Origin of the sequence: Bacillus sp. TL12 (genome assembly GCF_022625245.1) — a bacterium.
Classification (GTDB): Bacteria; Bacillota; Bacilli; order Bacillales; family Bacillaceae_G; genus Bacillus_A.
This window is the reverse complement of sequence record NZ_JAJJBY010000003.1, coordinates 237,630-254,167: the sequence shown is the minus strand read 5'-3', so window position 1 is coordinate 254,167 and position 16,538 is coordinate 237,630. Positions and strand designations below refer to the sequence as shown.

The 16,538-nt window shown below is 34.6% G+C and carries 21 protein-coding genes, 1 pseudogene and 2 riboswitches; of the genes and pseudogenes, 16 read left to right on the top strand and 6 right to left on the bottom strand.

Features of this window, described 5'->3' with window-relative positions; genetic code table 11:
- The first annotated feature begins 3 nt into the window (after nt 1-3).
- The 8 genes from LOK41_RS04895 (at nt 4) to LOK41_RS04860 (ending at nt 7,892) form a co-directional block, all read left to right on the top strand.
- Nucleotides 4-1,236: a glutathionylspermidine synthase family protein gene (locus LOK41_RS04895; RefSeq protein ID WP_241815503.1), complete on the top strand. Its 1,233-nt coding sequence runs from the start codon at nt 4-6 to the stop codon at nt 1,234-1,236.
- Nucleotides 1,233-1,619 carry a DUF350 domain-containing protein gene (locus LOK41_RS04890; RefSeq protein WP_241815502.1) on the top strand — a complete coding sequence of 129 codons (387 nt, stop codon included), beginning with the start codon at nt 1,233-1,235 and terminating at the stop codon, nt 1,617-1,619. The genes LOK41_RS04895 and LOK41_RS04890 overlap by 4 nt, the downstream gene beginning before the upstream one ends.
- 67 nt (nt 1,620-1,686) lie before the next feature.
- Nucleotides 1,687-1,850: riboswitch (M-box (ykoK) riboswitch) on the top strand.
- Nucleotides 1,851-2,229: 379 nt separating this feature from the next.
- A complete protein-coding gene (locus LOK41_RS04885; RefSeq protein ID WP_241815501.1) occupies nt 2,230-2,961 on the top strand; it encodes a P-type ATPase actuator domain-containing protein in 732 nt (243 codons plus the stop codon).
- A gap of 134 nt (nt 2,962-3,095) precedes the next feature.
- Nucleotides 3,096-3,962 carry a 5'-3' exonuclease gene (locus LOK41_RS04880; protein ID WP_241815500.1) on the top strand — a complete coding sequence of 289 codons (867 nt, stop codon included), beginning with the start codon at nt 3,096-3,098 and terminating at the stop codon, nt 3,960-3,962.
- Nucleotides 3,963-4,210: 248 nt separating this feature from the next.
- The gene (locus LOK41_RS04875) at nt 4,211-4,354 is read left to right on the top strand and encodes an FbpB family small basic protein (RefSeq protein ID WP_174103054.1); all 144 of its coding nucleotides are present in this window, start codon (nt 4,211-4,213) and stop codon (nt 4,352-4,354) included.
- Between the two features lie 51 nt (nt 4,355-4,405).
- Nucleotides 4,406-4,657 carry a hypothetical protein gene (locus LOK41_RS04870; RefSeq protein ID WP_174103055.1) on the top strand — a complete coding sequence of 84 codons (252 nt, stop codon included), beginning with the start codon at nt 4,406-4,408 and terminating at the stop codon, nt 4,655-4,657.
- A gap of 183 nt (nt 4,658-4,840) precedes the next feature.
- A complete protein-coding gene (locus LOK41_RS04865) occupies nt 4,841-6,820 on the top strand; it encodes an acetoacetate--CoA ligase (protein WP_241815499.1) in 1,980 nt (659 codons plus the stop codon).
- Between the two features lie 220 nt (nt 6,821-7,040).
- Nucleotides 7,041-7,892: a GNAT family N-acetyltransferase gene (locus tag LOK41_RS04860; RefSeq protein WP_241815498.1), complete on the top strand. Its 852-nt coding sequence runs from the start codon at nt 7,041-7,043 to the stop codon at nt 7,890-7,892.
- 53 nt (nt 7,893-7,945) lie between these two features.
- Here LOK41_RS04860 and LOK41_RS04855 read toward each other — a convergent pair whose 3' ends face one another.
- Nucleotides 7,946-8,506: an isochorismatase family protein gene (locus LOK41_RS04855; protein WP_241815497.1), complete on the bottom strand. Its 561-nt coding sequence runs from the start codon at nt 8,504-8,506 to the stop codon at nt 7,946-7,948.
- A 382-nt stretch (nt 8,507-8,888) separates the two neighbouring features.
- On the opposite strand from LOK41_RS04855, the gene LOK41_RS04850 reads away from it, so the two are divergent.
- Complete coding sequence (locus tag LOK41_RS04850) at nt 8,889-9,149, top strand: DUF6123 family protein (RefSeq protein WP_017152435.1); 261 nt, start codon at nt 8,889-8,891, stop codon at nt 9,147-9,149.
- A 2-nt stretch (nt 9,150-9,151) separates the two neighbouring features.
- On the opposite strand, the gene LOK41_RS04845 is transcribed toward LOK41_RS04850, so the two are convergent.
- The 3 genes from LOK41_RS04845 to LOK41_RS04835 form a co-directional block, all read right to left on the bottom strand.
- Nucleotides 9,152-10,057, bottom strand: coding sequence for a DMT family transporter (locus tag LOK41_RS04845; RefSeq protein WP_241815496.1), 906 nt, complete (start codon nt 10,055-10,057; stop codon nt 9,152-9,154).
- A gap of 13 nt (nt 10,058-10,070) precedes the next feature.
- Nucleotides 10,071-10,457, bottom strand: a complete 387-nt coding sequence (locus LOK41_RS04840; protein ID WP_241815495.1) for a reverse transcriptase-like protein — start codon at nt 10,455-10,457, stop codon at nt 10,071-10,073.
- Between the two features lie 88 nt (nt 10,458-10,545).
- On the bottom strand, nt 10,546-11,418 hold the full coding sequence (locus LOK41_RS04835; RefSeq protein WP_241815494.1) for an aldose 1-epimerase family protein: 873 nt from the start codon (nt 11,416-11,418) through the stop codon (nt 10,546-10,548).
- A 131-nt stretch (nt 11,419-11,549) separates the two neighbouring features.
- A riboswitch (PreQ1 riboswitch) is annotated at nt 11,550-11,594 on the top strand.
- A 6-nt stretch (nt 11,595-11,600) separates the two neighbouring features.
- On the opposite strand from LOK41_RS04835, the gene LOK41_RS04830 reads away from it, so the two are divergent.
- From LOK41_RS04830 to LOK41_RS04820, 3 genes are all read left to right on the top strand, one after another.
- Nucleotides 11,601-12,086, top strand: a complete 486-nt coding sequence (locus tag LOK41_RS04830; RefSeq protein ID WP_174103063.1) for a QueT transporter family protein — start codon at nt 11,601-11,603, stop codon at nt 12,084-12,086.
- Between the two features lie 147 nt (nt 12,087-12,233).
- Nucleotides 12,234-12,893 (top strand): ribonuclease H family protein, encoded by a 660-nt coding sequence (locus LOK41_RS04825; RefSeq protein WP_241815493.1) that lies wholly within the window; start codon nt 12,234-12,236, stop codon nt 12,891-12,893.
- A 12-nt stretch (nt 12,894-12,905) separates the two neighbouring features.
- Entirely contained in the window at nt 12,906-13,082 is a 177-nt protein-coding gene (locus LOK41_RS04820) for a zinc-finger domain-containing protein (RefSeq protein ID WP_241815492.1), read from the top strand.
- Nucleotides 13,083-13,113: 31 nt separating this feature from the next.
- Here the strand turns inward: LOK41_RS04820 and LOK41_RS04815 are convergent, their stop codons facing one another.
- Nucleotides 13,114-13,362, bottom strand: a complete 249-nt coding sequence (locus LOK41_RS04815) for a DUF2564 family protein (protein ID WP_174103066.1) — start codon at nt 13,360-13,362, stop codon at nt 13,114-13,116.
- A 120-nt stretch (nt 13,363-13,482) separates the two neighbouring features.
- Nucleotides 13,483-13,680 carry a cold shock-like protein CspB gene (gene cspB, locus LOK41_RS04810; RefSeq protein WP_003196492.1) on the bottom strand — a complete coding sequence of 66 codons (198 nt, stop codon included), beginning with the start codon at nt 13,678-13,680 and terminating at the stop codon, nt 13,483-13,485.
- Between the two features lie 265 nt (nt 13,681-13,945).
- Between cspB and LOK41_RS04805 the strand changes: the two genes are divergently transcribed.
- From LOK41_RS04805 to LOK41_RS04790, 4 genes and pseudogenes are all read left to right on the top strand, one after another.
- On the top strand, nt 13,946-14,674 hold the full coding sequence (locus LOK41_RS04805; RefSeq protein WP_241815491.1) for a YqcI/YcgG family protein: 729 nt from the start codon (nt 13,946-13,948) through the stop codon (nt 14,672-14,674).
- Nucleotides 14,675-14,815: 141 nt separating this feature from the next.
- Entirely contained in the window at nt 14,816-15,448 is a 633-nt protein-coding gene (locus LOK41_RS04800) for a LysE family transporter (RefSeq protein WP_241815490.1), read from the top strand.
- Between the two features lie 19 nt (nt 15,449-15,467).
- Nucleotides 15,468-15,761 (top strand): cytoplasmic protein, encoded by a 294-nt coding sequence (locus tag LOK41_RS04795; protein ID WP_174103069.1) that lies wholly within the window; start codon nt 15,468-15,470, stop codon nt 15,759-15,761.
- 88 nt (nt 15,762-15,849) lie between these two features.
- A pseudogene (locus LOK41_RS04790) lies at nt 15,850-16,477 on the top strand (sterol desaturase family protein).
- Nucleotides 16,478-16,538 lie beyond the last annotated feature (61 nt).

Here is a 16,538-nt window from a genome sequence, read left to right as displayed (position 1 = left end):
ATTATGTCGCGTTACATAAAGAAACGAAATCAATTTTATTCAAGGTTTCCCCAATTCTGGTCTGATTTATACGGGAGTGAATACAGCCTTTTTCATGTTTTTGAGATATCAGAACAAACTATTCAAGCCTTGCAGTTAGCAACAGAACGAATGGGAGAAGTATTTTTTAAGACTGCTAGGTTGCTTCGGACTTTGTCTGACGCCCAGCTTATTGAACTTGGCTTTCCATCTTCAAGTCTGTCTTTTATCAGAATGAAATCTCTGTTTCCTGAATCTGTTATTTCACGGTTTGATTTTGTGATGACAGATAGTGGTATCAAAATGCTTGAGTTTAATAGTGATACTCCGACTTTTATCATGGAATGCTTTCAAATGAATGGAGAGGTTTGCAAAGAATTAGATTATCATGATCCAAACGAGAATCAGGAACGTCTTCTCTCTTCTGGCATCACAAAAGCTGTGATGGAAGCGGCTAAGGGGATAGAAAGACCAAACGTTGTCTTTACAGCCCATCAGGAACATATAGAAGATTGGAATACAACTCGGTATTTAAGTCAGCTATGTCAGGTTAGCAACAAAGTGGTGTCAATATCAGAACTCAGAATTACTGAAGAGGCTTTACTGGACGGAGATGGTGTGCCAATTGATGTTTTGTATCGCCAGACATATCCTATTGAACACTTAGTAGAGGACCGGGATCCAAAAAACGGAGATCTTGTAGGGGTTGAGTTATTACAACTTGTAAAGGAAGGAAAGCTTTTTATTATAAATCCGATTTCATCTTTTCTACTGCAGCCGAAATCGGTTCAATGTCTCATTTGGGGATTAGCGGAGGCAGGTGCTTTTTATACAAATGAGGAACAACAATGGATTAAAGAATACATGCTCCCTACTTACTTAGAACCAGATCTGTTTTTAGGAAAAAATTCCTTTGTTCAAAAACCTTCGTTTGGTAGAGAAGGCGACACGGTTACAATTCGTGATAAAGATATCAAAATTATTGATCAAAATTCATATCAAACGTATAAAAGAGAGCTTCCTGTATTTCAAAAGTATACAAAGCTTCCCGTCGTTTCTCTTGAGACTGAAAAAGGGAACGAGGAGTTATCGTATGTATTTGGATCATTTTTAATTGCTGGAAAACCAAGTAGTATTGGTATACGTGCAGGTGCAAAAATTACGGGGAATGAATCTTATTATTTACCTGTAGGAATTAAAAAGGAGGATTATAAATGATAAATTTCTTACTTTATTTAGGAGTTTCAATCGGTCTTTTATGTATCGGTCTTTTTCTAATGGAAGTGACAACGAAAGTGAAAGAATTTTCGTTAATGGCAAAAGGGAATAAAGCAGCAAGTTACGCGCTTGGAGGAAGAGTTCTTGGTCTTGCTATTGTCTTGTATTCAACGGCTGCTCATTCTGTTTCATTAATGGATATGGTTTTATGGGGAGCGATTGGAGTATTAGCGCAAATTATTGTGTTTTATTTAGCTGAATGGTGTACACCGCGCTTTAATATTAATCAAAGTATTGAGGATGATAACCAGGCTGTCGGACTTTTCCTTATGTTTTTATCAATTTCCATCGGAATTGTGATTGCTGGGTGTTTAACATATTGAGAAACTTTGAATTCAAAGTGTTGACATCTATTTTAAATAGGAGTAACATTTTCTATGTAATAAAAAAATAAGTCTCTGTTAGGTGAGGCTCCTGTATAGAGAAATGCTACTGCCCAAAAATGTCGAGAGACGCCAATGGGTCAACAGGAATGATCGAATTAAGGTTTTTCTTAACGTAGCTGGTAATGTACCTATGCTATACAGTGCTAAAACTCGGCGAGGGAGAGGTTCGCAGATTTCTATGTTGATTAGGAATCGCTTATTTATGTATGTAATGACCTTTACTTGCTTATGAGTAGAGGTCTTTTTATTAACAAACTATGACCATTTTCATAGTATAAATACTGACTAAAAAATGAAAGAGGAGGTGAGGAGCATGTCAAATTCTGACTCGGTTCCGTTACCCATATACTTCGAAACAAAAATATATGATGTAGGCAGGAAACGATTTGTTCCTCCCTCTATATTTATCATAAGATAACGTTCAGCTGATAGTTATGAGCTAAACGTGGTACACTTTAACGAGCTGTAGAAATAAATGAGTTGTTAAAGTGAGATAAATTGAGAAACAAAGCGTTTCTTCCTATGTTGTAAAGGAGGAGACGATAATATGTTATATGTAAATAAACTTGTGGGTAACATGTCTCATAAACAAAATAAAAGAATGATGAAAGAACAATCTATGTTAAAACAAAATAAAGACTTGTTAATTGAAATTGCAACAAGAGATGTGAAGTCTGTATTTGCTTATTTTAAAACAACAAGAGATGGCCTTTCTATTAAAGAAGCGCAGAAGCGCATTCATATGTACGGGAAAAATGAATTATCTTCAAAACGAGCAATTTTTTCTGATGTAATGATGAAATTAGGTGAAATGATTCCTGGATTTGCAAAACAACGTGTTCATAATGAGAATCATTGTGAGATTGTAACGGTTACTGTTTCTAGAGTAGAAGTGTGTACAACTGCAGATGTGAATAGTGAATCAAAAATAATGAAACTTCCAGTTGAGGAGCTAGTTCCAGGAGATATGGTTTTTCTTTCAGCAGGTGATACAGTGCCAGCTGATGTACGTATTATTTATGCAGAAAATTTGTTAGTAAATGAATCGGTGTTAACAGGGAAAGAAACGAACGTAGAGAAATTTGAAAGCTGTTATCATCTTGAACGCAAACGTTTTATCCCATTAAAACGAATGAAAGACTACAATCCACTTCAACTTGAAAATGTATGTTTTAAAGGTACACATATTGTAAATGGAACTGCGAAGGCTGTGGTCGTTTCAACAGGTAAAAATACGTATTCTGGATTACTTCATACATGCTGTAACCAAACATCTTAAACCGTTAGTGGTGCTAAATATATAAAAACATTGTATAATAGGTAAAGTTGAATAGAAACGTAGAATGGTAATCTGTTTATATAACCTTACGAGATAACGTGAGGTTATTATTTTTTGTTAGTAGGAGAGGAATTATGAAAAAAGTATTGTTAGTTGATGGTATGGCACTATTATTTCGTGCTTTTTACGCAACAAGTGTTTATGGACAATTTATGAAACGACAAGATGGTACCCCAACAAACGGGATTCATGGTTATATGAAACATTTATTAACAGCAACGCAAGCGATTGAGCCGACGCATATTGTAACGTGCTGGGATATGGGAAGTACGACATTCCGAACCGAATCGTTCTCAAATTATAAAGCAAACCGTGCAGCGCCACCAGAAGAATTGATTCCACAATTTGATCTCGTACAAGAGATGACTTCAAAGTTATCGATTCCTGTAATTGGTATGAAAGGCTATGAAGCTGATGACTGCATTGGTACGTTAACAAAAGAATACGCTAGTGAGGCGGAAGTATATATTTTAACAGGCGATACAGATTTATTGCAGCTAGTTGATATGAACGTTACCGTAATGCTTCTTCGCAAGGGAATCGGAAACTATGAGTATTATACGCCAGAGAAGATTATGGAAGAAAAAGGTGTAGAGCCTTGGCAAATCGTTCATGCCAAAGCGTTTATGGGAGACACGAGTGATAACTATCCAGGTGTAAAAGGAATCGGTGAGAAGACAGCATATAAACTCATTCAAGAACACGGTACAGTAGCGGCGGTATTAGAAAATATAGCGTCATTGACGAAAGCACAGCGTACAAAAGTTGAAAATGATTTGGAAAACTTAAACATATCATTACAATTAGCGAAAATTCATTGTGAGGTCCCAATTTCCTGTTCGTTAGAGGAAGGTTTGCATACAATTGATGAAGAGAAAGTACGTTTTGTTTGCGGAGAAATGAACTGGGGACGACCTGAAATATTTATAAATATGCTGTAAAAGCAATGCTAGAGAGGTTGCTTACCACTATAGATAACGTCTGATCAAATACATTTTGATTAGGCGTTATTTTTTTATGTAATTTTTTTTAATTGATAAAGTTATCAGAAAAAATACATAGTTTTCATTTGAAATTCAAATAGATTTCACACAAATCTTTTATTATAAAACTACACAGATAATTACTTATCTTTTATATAAATAATCCTTTGATAAGTTATTTGTAATCGTGAAGGAGGAAAAGAAACATGCGAAAGAAAATAAGAAAATCCTTTAAACAATTATTGATAGAGAATAAACAATTGTTATTGAACGATAAAGAGAATATAAGAGAAATAGAAGAAAAAATTGAAAAGAGGCATGTCTCGTATCGTGTGTCTTCAAGTAACTGAATAAGATAACATTTCAAAACAGGCTTGTAATTATAGAAAGAAGGAGAAAATTTGGGTGAATTAATAGGAGAGATGGCAGTACAGTTCATTCTTTGTGTGCCAACAAAAAAGAAAAGAATAATAAGTAAAAAGTTCAAGTTACTAAGACAACAGAAATGGTTTCAAGAGAGATATGGTTCTGTTGTTATGTTTCAATCAGGGGTAAGAGAGTTTGTTTTAGGTTATGATATCGAGAGAATGTTGAAAAATGATTTAGATATTATGGTATTTCAGAAAGAGCTAAATAACATATTAAAGCAATAATATATTATAGTATCAAAGCTGAAATAAATAATAGGAATAATCAGGAGATGACGTGATTGATACGCATCTTCTTTTGTTTATTAAGGATTAATTTCCTTTTGCGAAAAAAGGTTTTTCAAGAGCGCATGCTGTATATAGTTATTATTTACTTCATAAAAAATTGTAAGTTTAGGAGGAATAATAATGAAAGCGATTACTAATAGTGTGCCGCTATGGGAACCATCGCAGCAACAGATAGAAAAATCAGGTGTCAGTCTCTTTATGAAGTGGCTCAAACAAGAAAAGGATCTATCTTTTGAAAATCAAAAGGAATTATGGAAATGGTCTGTCGAAGAACTTGAATCATTTTGGGAAAGTATTTGGAATTATTGCCAAGTTATTTCTACAACGCCGTATCATCAAGTTTTAGAATCGAGAAAGATGCCCGGGGCGAAATGGTTCACAGGCTCTACCTTGAATTATGCAGAACACGTCTTTCGAGGTAGTAGGGGGAATAAACCGGCAGTAATTTTTCAATCAGAAACGACTCCGAGAACAGAATTAAGTTGGAAAGAACTTAGAGAAAAGACAGCGATGGTGGCCAATTCTCTAAAGGAATTAGGGGTTAAACCAGGAGATCGTGTTGTTGCTTATATGCCTAACATTCCTGAAACTATAATTGCTTTTTTAGCATGTGCCAGCATTGGAGCTGTTTGGTCGAGCTGTTCTCCTGATTTCGGGACAAATACTGTTATTGATCGATTTAAACAAATTGAACCTACAATTTTATTTGCAATTGACGGATATTCTTATAATGGTAAAATTCAGAATAGAGTAACAAACGTTTCGGAAATTCAATCGAGTCTACCTACCTTAAAGCAGACGGTTTTAATCCCTTATGTTGGCAGTAATGATTCTGAATTGAATAATCGTACAATGTATTGGAACGATCTATTGCGAGGTGGTTGTGATCTTGTTTTCGAAAAGGTCCCATTTGATCATCCTCTTTGGATTTTGTTTTCTTCCGGAACAACAGGGTTGCCAAAACAGATTGTACAAAGTCAAGGTGGAATACTATTAGAACAGCTTAAGACATTATTAGTTGAACAAGGTGTGAATCAAGATGATGTATTCTTTTGGTTTACAACAACAGGCTGGATGATGTGGAACCTTTTAGTGGGGGGGCTGTTAACTGGAGGCACAATTGCTTTATATGATGGCAGCCCATCTTATCCTGGTATACATATATTATGGGATTTTGCAGAAGAGGTTGGTGTTACTTTCTTTGGTACAAGTGCTGCTTTTCTAAGTGCATGTATGAAATTTGGGATTAAGCCAAAAGAAAGACACCGTTTTTCTAAGTTAAAGGCTATTTGTTCAACTGGTTCACCCTTATCAGTAGAAGGTTTCTTATGGGTATATGAGAGTGTGAAAAGGGACGTGTGGCTTGTTTCGACTAGTGGAGGGACTGATGTATGTACAGCATTTGTTGGTGGCTCTCCTATATTGCCTGTTTACGCAGGAGAAATACAAGCACGCTCTTTAGGAGCACACGTACAATCATTTAATGATGAGGGAAATTCAGTTATTAATGAAGTTGGAGAATTGGTTATAACGGCACCAATGCCATCTATGCCCGTTTATTTCTGGGGAGATCACAATAATAAACGTTATTTTGAAAGTTATTTTGAGATGTATCCAGGGATTTGGCGACATGGTGATTGGATTAAATTTGATGATAAAGGGAGCTGTGTTATTTTCGGACGATCAGACTCTACGATCAATCGGCTAGGAGTACGTCTAGGGACGAGCGAAATCTATCGTACAGTTGAGGCCCTGGATATCATTATGGAGAGCTTAGTAGTGGATTTAGAGCTCCTTGGACGTAAATCATTTATGCCGCTATTTGTGGTATTAAAACCTGGAGTAAATATGAGTGATAACTTAAAAGAAACAATAAAAGCTGAAATAAAACAAAAAGTTTCGCCTCGTTTTGTCCCTGACGAAATTTATGTAGTAGATCAAATTCCGAAGACATTGAGTGGAAAGAAATTAGAAGTTCCAATTCGAAAAATTCTATTAGGGTTTCCAGAAGAAAAGGTAGTCAATAAAGGTTCCATGGCCAACCCCGAATCATTAAGCTTTTTTATAGATTTAGCAAAAATTATTAATGAGCAAGAATAATAGAGTTCTTCACTATTTATTAAATAAGCGATACCATTTTGGTGTTACATGTGGAGGAGTGATGATAACTCGGACTGAAGAAATAACGTTATTAGAATATCGTAGGAGATGCAAAATCGATTAACTCCTATCTTTGTAAAAATAAGTGCTTTTCTAGTTCGAATGTTTAAGGGAGTTGTATGGAGACATTCATTTATGGAGTATAAAAGGAGGATAGGTAGTGATTGTAATAGAGAGAATTGAGGAAAAAGATACACCGCATCTTATAAATTTATCTGAATTAGTTGGATGGGATTATAGTTTAGAAGAAATCAAAACAATTTTTCAATCAGGAATTGTATATGGCGGAAAGAATATGCAAGGTGAATTTATTGCTAGTGCAGCTATCATCCTATATGGAGAGAAATTAGCATCTATTGGCATGGTCATTGTACATCCTCAGTATAAAGGAAAAGGGATTGGCAGAAAAATTACAGAGGCTTGTATAAGAAGTGTTTCAGAAAAGACATCAATTATGCTTATTGCTACAGAAGAAGGAAGACCTTTATATGAGAGATTAGGTTTTCAAGTGGTTAGGCATATTTCAAAGTTTATATGTAATCAGTATGTAACTCCTAAAGATTACGATAGAAATGAGCAACACATTTTTATGGATTATGATAAGGGAGATAGTAATGGAATTGTGAAGTTAGATGAAGCAGCTTTCGGGGTAAATAGAAGTAACTTTATACAGAGAAGAATTGAACAATCTGAACAGTGCATAGTTGTAAAAGATAAAGAAAATTATATTGTGGGATATGGAATGAGCATACAAACTCCAGAAAATAGAATGATAGGACCGATTGTTGCGCCGAATAATCATATCGCAACTACAATTGTTCATCATTTGGCAAAAGATTATAAAGGAAGACTTAGAATTGATGTACCAGAAGGAAAAGAATTTTTTATGACAGTGCTCGAGACAGCTGGATTTCAAAAGGTAAATCAACCACCAATTATGTTGAAAAACAGTAATCAATTTTTGAAACGAAATGGTGAATTATATGGAATTGCTGCACAGATATTTGGATGAAAAAAGATTCCTTTTTAAAAAAGGAATCTTTTTAATTCATACATGAGATTTTCCTATTCTCGATATTGATTATGAATAGGGGAAAACAAATCTTCCTCGACATCTCTAACAATAGAAAAATGATCGACGTTATAATGACCATGTAGTGTTTTATTGTGATGTTCAATAATTTGCTGAGCTGATAAAATCGTAGAATCATTTGTGGAATGACCGTTTTTGATTAAGGTGACATCAAATCCCTGTACCGTTGCTGTTCTAACGGCAGTATCAATACAATGTTCGGTTTTACAACCACCTATAACAAGATGACCAATTTCTTTCTCTCTTAAAATCGTATGTAAAGAGGTGTTATAAAATGAATTGGTTGCTTGCTTGTCTATGATTTGTGCCGCATGAGGGATTTTGATTTCCTCATGTACTTGAAATCCTTTCCCCATACCGGAAGCAACATCAGTATCTCTGACGAAAATAATAAGGGCATTTGCTTGAATCGCTTTTTGGATGGCTATATTTATGTTCGTTAATAAATGATCTTTATGAAATACTGCAGATTCTTGCTCGTTACCGTCAATCAGTTCTTGTTGCGCATCAATAATTAATAGGGCTTGTTTCATTACATTTCTCCTTTTTATCTCGTAATTTGTGGGGAATCGTCCCTTTCTCTCAATGTTCAGAATACATCAAAAGAGAAGTGGGTAATGAAGAAATTTCCTGCTGATTAAAGTTACACTTTATTTATTTCTCGATACTGTAGACGATTCCTTTTTATATAAGGAAGTTATTTCATTTTTATTGACTTTTACATGATGTAACACCTTGCAATATAACTAAGAGGAGGGAGAAAAGGAAGGTGAAAATTAGCGGATTCTTCATTGTTATTTTTATCTATAAGGAAATTAAGAAATCCAATAAATATCGTCAAAGAAAAATTCATTCTCATAAAGCCTAAAAACATGTATGATAGGAAGTGGAGAATTTTTTGGTAGGTGGGACAGCATGCAAACGGTACAAGATTATCTTTCATTCTTACATACAAAAGGGTTTAAATTATCAGAGGATGCACAGGGGTTTATTATGTTTGGTCAAGGGTATACAGGTGCATCTGATGGGCTTGTAAATGCAGCGATTGAGGCAACAATTAAACATCAATTGCAATTTGATGGCAGTTATTTTATCGCTTTATTAGAACGATTAAAGGAAGAGAAAATTACTGATAAAAAAAGCGCAAAGGCTTTTATGCGGACGTTACAAGCGTAACATCACGCAGCCTGCGCTTCTTTTTTTGTTTTTGAAGGAAGCTCCACAAAGATCATACCTAAGAAAATACAAAGACAACCAAGCACTGCGGAAATAGAAAGCTGTTCGTTTGCGACAAGTACACCTGTTAATGCGGCGAAGACAGGCTCCATTGCGAAAATAATGGCAACTCTTGTTGGGGATGTATGCTTTTGCGCAGCTGTTTGTATAAAAAAAGCGATTGATGTTGCAAATAGGGATGTTATAAGTAGAGCAAATAAAAAAGCAGAATTGGTCCATAAAGAAATTGAAAATAATTTTTCCCAATCCTCAAATAAAAAAGCACAGATGGAAGAGAAAATTCCAACAGATAATACTTGGGAGGTGCTTAATAATAAAGGTGAGATTTTTTTGGAAAAGACCCCGTTAATAAGAATATGTGCTGCAAAGGCAATTGCACAACCGAGAACGAGTATATCACCAATATTCAATTGAAAAGAATCACCAGCGGTTAGTAAATATAAGCCAGCTGTTGCAGCAGTAATACCAAGTATGATAAAAAGTGTAGCTTTTTGTTTTAAAAAGATAAATGAAAGAATTGGAACCATAACAATACTAAGTCCAGTTAAAAACCCTGCTTTAGAAGAAGTGGTATGGAGTAATCCAAATGTTTGTAATAAATAACCGACAAATAAGAAAAATCCGACAATTAAACCAGCAATACTACTATGTTGAATTTCTTGTTTTGAAGTTTTTTTCGAGAACGTGAATTGGACAAATAATAAAATGATGCCAGCAAATAAAAAGCGAACACCATTGAAAGTAAATGGTCCAACAAATGACATTGCATTTTGAACGACAACAAACGTGGCTCCCCAAATAAAGGAGACAAATAATAAAGCGAGAGGAGCAATCCATCCTTTTCTCACACTAAAACCCCCATTAATTTTGTGAAATGGCTTTTCTTGCTAATTCATCGGCAACTTTGTTTTGATTACTTGGAATCCACTTTATAAAGAAAAGATCAAATTTTTTGATGTACGCTAGTGCCTCTTCTAAAAGTGGTGCATATGTTTTGTTTTTTGCATATTCTTTTTCTACAGCGCGTTCAACAAGCTGTGAATCTGTACGAAAAGATACAATGCTATAATTATGTTCTGTGCAATATTTTAATGCAACGAGTAATGCATGATATTCTGCCTCGTGGTTAGACATGATTCCGAGTGGTAGTGATAATTGCACAGCTGGCTGCACACCTTTAATAAAAACCCCAGCACCAGAAGGGCCTGGATTTCCTTTTGATGCACCATCGATATATACTTCAATCAAAATTAATCCCCCATTGTTATATAGCGTTAGTTGATAGTAATTCCCCGCCTAAAAATATGTTTAGAGACGGGGGATAGGAAAACGTATTTTATCCTATTGTGATACTATAGCGGCATGTGAATGTTTCGTTCGCTTGTAAGGATTGTACGCCTTTTTTCGCTTTGAAATCTTTTGCTGGTTCTACTTCATCAGCAATTCCATACCAAGGCTCGATACATACGAAAGGAGCATCGTTATCTGGTGTCCAAACACCAACGAATGGGAAACCTTCAAATGTTACTTTTACAAATTTATTATGTTTATCAGAACGAATAGAAATTTCATTTGTATTCATATTTTCAAAAATAAGGGCATCATTTTTGAATAAATCATATGTAAGTGGTAATTCTGCTTTATTTTCAACAATTAGCTGTTTTTCTTTTGAAAGAAAAGGTCCTTTTAAAACGCTTGTTTCTAAATGTTCAGGACCATTAAATGATAAATGGTAGTCTGTAAATGAGTCACCTTCTACTAAAGGACAATTGAAGCCTGGATGTGCTCCGATAGAAAAGAACATTTCTTTTGAAGTAGGATTGATCACTTCATAAGTAACATGTATGTTTTGCTCATCTAGTTCATAGGAAACAAGTAGCTCAAACTCGTACGGATATTTTTGTAAAGTTTCTTGATTGCTAGTCACAGCATATGTAATCTTTGTTTCGTTTTGCTCTTTTACCGAGAATATAAGATCGCGAGCAAAGCCATGTTGTGTCAATGAATAAGGTTTACCATCTACATAATATGTATTGTCCACTAATCTACCGACAATTGGGAATAAAATTGGTGCACGGCGCCCCCAATATTTAGAATCTCCTTGCCATAAATATTCTGTGTTGTCTTCTTTTAAACGAACGCTTTGTAACTCTGCACCCTTTTCAGAGATGGAAACGATCACTTTTTTATTTTGAATTGTTACTGTCATGAAGTGAAACCTCCTAAACCTTTCATATTCTCTATTATACGTTGTCTATAAGAAAAAGGGTAGTGAATGAGAAGATTCTATTGACGAATGACAGGCTATTGCGTACAATATAAAATTGTTGTTTAAAAACGAATCACGTGGTTCGAAACCATCCCACGTAAAAAAACTAAGGAGATTTTGTCATGAATATAAAAACATTAGTTGGTAATGGTATTTTAGCGGCGCTATATATTGCCGTTTCTGCACTTATTCAGCCATTTGGCTTTACGAATGTACAATTTCGTATTTCGGAGATGTTTAATCATCTTGTTGTATTTAATAAGAAATCAATTTATGGAATTGTCTTAGGCGTATTTTTAACAAATCTCTTTTTCTCACCTATGATTGCGTATGATTTAGTATTTGGAGTGGGACAATCCGTTCTTGCACTTCTTGCTACGATTATTTCTATGCGCTTTATTAAGGGTGTTTGGGCCCGAATGATCTTTAATACCGTTATCTTTACAATTACTATGTTTATGATAGCGATTGAGCTTCATCTTGCACTTGGTTTTCCATTTTTATTAACATGGCTTACATGTGCAGCTGGTGAATTTGTTGTAATGGCAATCGGTATGCCGGTTATGTATTGGATGAATAAACGAGTACAATTTCAGAGATTTATGTAACATGGATAGGAAGAGCTGCTTGCAATATCAAGCAGCTCTTTTTGTATTTTAAAAGTTGACACTTGTCCACTTCCATTCGAATATAATACTATGACTATTGGTAAAATATAATAAAAAATACGAAGTCTTATATAAGGGGAAATGAATATGAAATATAAAATACATTGGTTATATAAAACAAAATCGAGTCTACAAACAAAATTAACAACAGATTATATGAACATAGAAGATGCACTTCAGTTTGCAACTGATTTTGAGAAAACTGGAAGAGTAAAGGAACTATTATTTTATGACGAAATGGGAGCGGAATGGACGCTAAAAGAGATGAAAAAACTCGGTAAACAAATAGAAGAGGAGCCACAAGATATTCGTATTTACTTTGATGGGGGATATGATTTAGAGACGAAAGAGGCTGGAATTGGTATCTGTATTTACTATAAAAAAGGTCAGAAGATGTACCGAGTTCGCCGAAATGCTTACATAGACGGCATATATGATAATAATGAAGCGGAATATGCAGCGCTATTATATGGAATGAATGTACTAGAGGAATTAGGAATTAAATACGAATCGGTTACACTACATGGTGATTCTCAAGTCGTACTTCAGCAACTAGCTGGAGAATGGCCATGCTATGACGAACATTTGAATCATTACTTAGATCAGATTGAACAAAAAGCAAAGCAAATGAAATTAAAGCTTGTCTGTGAACCAGTAGCAAGAAAACAAAATAAAGAAGCTCATCAATTGGCTACACAAGCATTAGAAGGGACAGTAATTGACAGCCATAAAGAAATAACGGAATAGAGAGGTGCAGTGGTGAATAAAAAGCAGCTCATTACAGAGGTAAATGATCTATTAGAAATATATTGTGAAGGGTGTTTTTTACAAGAGCATTATAGAAAAACGCATAGCAAATATTATGCCCATTCTTTTTGCATTCGGCAGTGTACTGTGGGAGAGAAATTAAAAGAATATGGAGAGCGATTATCGTAAAAAAGCATCCAGAGATTTCTCTGGATGCTTTTTAATGCTTAGCTTCTTTCAATTGATGTTCGCATAGGCTTAATTTTTTTTCTTCGTTCATTAAAAAAGGCTCGTCTAAATCTGTTGCAACAGATTTCATTATTTCAAGTTGAGAGCGTGCAGATTCGACTGCAGTTGTCGCATGCTGTAATGATTCGGGATCCATTGTAATTGTTGCAGAACCTACCATCTTTTGCGCTGTTTCTACGCGGAATTTTACTTCTTCAAAATCATTTACATGTGAACCCATTATCGATTCCTCCTTTATATTCTGTCGCATTTCACATAGTTTTTACTCTGCAAAAAGGAAATATACAAAGGAATAACAAAGGAGGTTACCAAATAAGGTAACCTCCTGTTATATATTGGATTAAAGTTTTACTACGTTAGCAGCTTGAGGTCCACGGTTTCCTTCAACGATATCGAAAGATACTTCTTGACCTTCTTCTAAAGCTTTATAGCCTTCGCCTTGAATAGCTGTGAAATGTACGAATACATCGTCAGCACCTTCAATTTCGATAAATCCAAAACCTTTTTCGTTGTTAAACCATTTTACTTTTCCTTGCATGTTGCAATTCCTCCTAAAAAACGATTACTTTTTCATTTAGTGAAGTTCGTTTGAAATATTTGCGAATTCATAAAACTGAAAATGCTATATTCTCGAATATTCTGCTAAATGATATTTTTAATATACACGAAATGGTAGATTTTAGTCAAGTAAGCGCTTTTAACTTTTTGTATTTTTAAATAATTTTTCACGCAAGTTTTTTTGGTATAGGACAAGCTCTTTTTTAATATGTTTAAGTGAGTGCTGTACATAATGAGGTGAGAGAATGAATCAGTCTTATTTATTAGATAATGAAGGGATGAAAAATAGGATAGATATACCAAAATGGGTTTCACGAGAATTTGAGAATTTTTCTAATGTTGTATTGGACCCAACTTTCCCTTGTTATTTTGGTTTAACAGCTTTAAAGAAAAATGAACTTCGCTACTCATTCTTGTCTCATGATGATTGGAGTCATCTACCACAGACAATGCTTTCTTTTTTACAGTTGATGAACGAACGACCTGTTGTAAGAAGAGGATTTTTTCTTTTTGTTGAGCCAGAACATGAAGAATGCTCACTTGAACATTACCGAGCGTATTTTTGGAAAGTTCTACAATATTTACATGAAGAAGATAATCAATTATGGCCAAAGCAGATTCCAGAAAATCCAAATCATCATTTATGGGAATTTTCATTTGGCGGAGAGCCAATGTTTGCGTTTGGGAACGCTCCAGCTTATAAACAAAGAAAAACGAGACATTTAGGGAACTCACTTATTATTGGATTTCAACCACGAATTATTTTTGATGGACTAGAAGGGGATCGGCCCAAAGGTTCGTACTCAAGACAAATGGTTAGAGAACGGGTTGAAAAGTGGGACCAGTTGCCAAAACACCCGAATATTAGTCATTATGGTGATCCGAATCACCATGAGTGGAAGCAATATTTTATTGGAGATGACGTTGAACCAATCGAAGGGAAATGCCCATTTCATCATAAAACAAAGAAATGAAGGCCGCCAAGGAGCGGCTTTTTTTGCATATTTTGGATAGAAAAGGGCATTTTATATATGAATATTTTTCATAAAAGCTAGTCTATTTTTCCCCATCTTCTCATTAGTTAATAGTAAACAGATAATAGAAAGGATATAGTGATGTTTGGAGCAATTATACAGCAATTCATACTAGGAATTTCATTAGCAGCACCAGTAGGGCCGATTAATATTGAAATGTTAAAAAGAGGGATTGAACGTGGATTTTGGCATGCTTGGCTTGTTGGGATAGGGGGAATGAGTGCAGATATTTTGTTTATGTTTCTTATTTACTTTGGATTATCTTCTGTGTTTATGTATACATACGTACAAGCATTTATGTATTGCATCGGTTTTTTCTTATTGTTTTACTTAGGATTTCAAAGTGTAAAACAAGGAATTTTACATTCAAATATGGAATATAAACAAGAAGAGGTAGGTGGACTTCGTCAATCTTTTATGGCAGGATTTTTAATTGCAATATCTAATCCGTTAAATCTTGTCTTTTGGTTTGGTGTATATGGGAGTACGCTTAGTTCGCTGCTTACGAAGGTAACGAAACAAGAAGCATTTTTATATAGTCTCTGCATCATTGGAGGCATTATTTTATGGAATTTAAATATTGCTTTTTCTGTTCATTTTGGACGAACATTGCTTAAGCCAAAGGCACTCGGTTATATTACAGCGGGAGCTGGTTTTATTTTAGTTGGATATTCGATTCATTTTGCGTATAAAGCGTTACAGTTGTTCATATGAAACCGAAGGGGAGATTTCTATGTATCGAACCACAGTTAATGGAAAAGAAATTATTATTACATTAGCACCCAAAATTAGAAAAGAAGTAACGGACAGAAATCCTTTATATGAAGCCGTTCTTCAAACTATTGAAAGATTACTTCAAACAAAGCAACCAACATTTGCTGTAAATCATGAAATATTTGGACTTATTATTGGGGAGGTACAGAGGGGCGAAGTAACTGTTTTCGCAGTAGAACAGATTATACCGAAACAAAATATTTTAGGTTCGCAAAATTTTTTCTCTACAATAGAACGGCGAGCAAATTTGTAATGAAAAGAACAAAATATAGCATAGATAAAGTAAAAATAGCCGTAACGATATGTTACGGCTATTTTTTCGAAGAAAGGGGATAGGGTAAATGAAAAGAGTGTTGAAAGAATTCTTTTTACAACATGATATTATCATTATATTTGGAGTACTAATTCTTTTTATCATTATTTTACAAATGCAATTATTTACAGGAATAGCGGCTATATCATGTCTTGCGGGTATCCTTTTTTATACAATTAATGAATATGTGACACATCCGTTTTTATTTCATATGAAACCTCCTAAGAATCCAGTTCTACTGAAAATGTTAAAGAGATTACATTATGATCATCATGTGTATCCGGATGATTTAAAACTATTATTTTTACCAGTTTGGTATAGCATGCCGGGATTTGTGATTTATTTGTTGATTCTGTATGGAGTGACAAATCATGTAACCATTACACTTTCATTTGGAATCGGGATGATTGTGATGCTGCTTGTTTATGAATGGAAACATTATATAGCGCATAGACCAATTCGTCCGTTGATTCATTTTGGTAGATGGTTAAAAAACACATATTTTGCATCATTATAAAAATGAAAATTATTGGTTCGGTGTGTCGAACCCAGTGCATGATTTTTTATTTGGTACGTATAAAAATGGAAAAGATGTTGAATTAAGTAGGACGGCACGTGATCTAGAGAAAGAGAAAAATCAGGAAGTAGTGCGATGAATGTTGTTTCTATTTTGCAAAAATATATTAAAAAATTGGAAAAATGTGACGAAAAATGTCT

Excerpts from the sequence above, each read along its gene's own strand:
- LOK41_RS04825 (WP_241815493.1), top strand. The coding sequence starts at position 12,234 with ATGAAATATAAAATACATTGGTTATATAAAACAAAATCGAGTCTACAA.
- LOK41_RS04830 (WP_174103063.1), top strand. The coding sequence starts at position 11,601 with ATGAATATAAAAACATTAGTTGGTAATGGTATTTTAGCGGCGCTATAT.
- LOK41_RS04795 (WP_174103069.1), top strand. The coding sequence starts at position 15,468 with ATGTATCGAACCACAGTTAATGGAAAAGAAATTATTATTACATTAGCA.
- LOK41_RS04865 (WP_241815499.1), top strand. The coding sequence starts at position 4,841 with ATGAAAGCGATTACTAATAGTGTGCCGCTATGGGAACCATCGCAGCAA.
- LOK41_RS04805 (WP_241815491.1), top strand. The coding sequence starts at position 13,946 with ATGAATCAGTCTTATTTATTAGATAATGAAGGGATGAAAAATAGGATA.
- LOK41_RS04800 (WP_241815490.1), top strand. The coding sequence starts at position 14,816 with ATGTTTGGAGCAATTATACAGCAATTCATACTAGGAATTTCATTAGCA.
- LOK41_RS04890 (WP_241815502.1), top strand. The coding sequence starts at position 1,233 with ATGATAAATTTCTTACTTTATTTAGGAGTTTCAATCGGTCTTTTATGT.
- LOK41_RS04895 (WP_241815503.1), top strand. The coding sequence starts at position 4 with ATGTCGCGTTACATAAAGAAACGAAATCAATTTTATTCAAGGTTTCCC.
- LOK41_RS04850 (WP_017152435.1), top strand. The coding sequence starts at position 8,889 with ATGCAAACGGTACAAGATTATCTTTCATTCTTACATACAAAAGGGTTT.
- LOK41_RS04835 (WP_241815494.1), bottom strand. The coding sequence starts at position 11,418 with ATGACAGTAACAATTCAAAATAAAAAAGTGATCGTTTCCATCTCTGAA.
- LOK41_RS04880 (WP_241815500.1), top strand. The coding sequence starts at position 3,096 with ATGAAAAAAGTATTGTTAGTTGATGGTATGGCACTATTATTTCGTGCT.
- LOK41_RS04815 (WP_174103066.1), bottom strand. The coding sequence starts at position 13,362 with ATGGGTTCACATGTAAATGATTTTGAAGAAGTAAAATTCCGCGTAGAA.
- LOK41_RS04885 (WP_241815501.1), top strand. The coding sequence starts at position 2,230 with ATGTTATATGTAAATAAACTTGTGGGTAACATGTCTCATAAACAAAAT.
- cspB (WP_003196492.1), bottom strand. The coding sequence starts at position 13,680 with ATGCAAGGAAAAGTAAAATGGTTTAACAACGAAAAAGGTTTTGGATTT.
- LOK41_RS04875 (WP_174103054.1), top strand. The coding sequence starts at position 4,211 with ATGCGAAAGAAAATAAGAAAATCCTTTAAACAATTATTGATAGAGAAT.
- LOK41_RS04855 (WP_241815497.1), bottom strand. The coding sequence starts at position 8,506 with ATGAAACAAGCCCTATTAATTATTGATGCGCAACAAGAACTGATTGAC.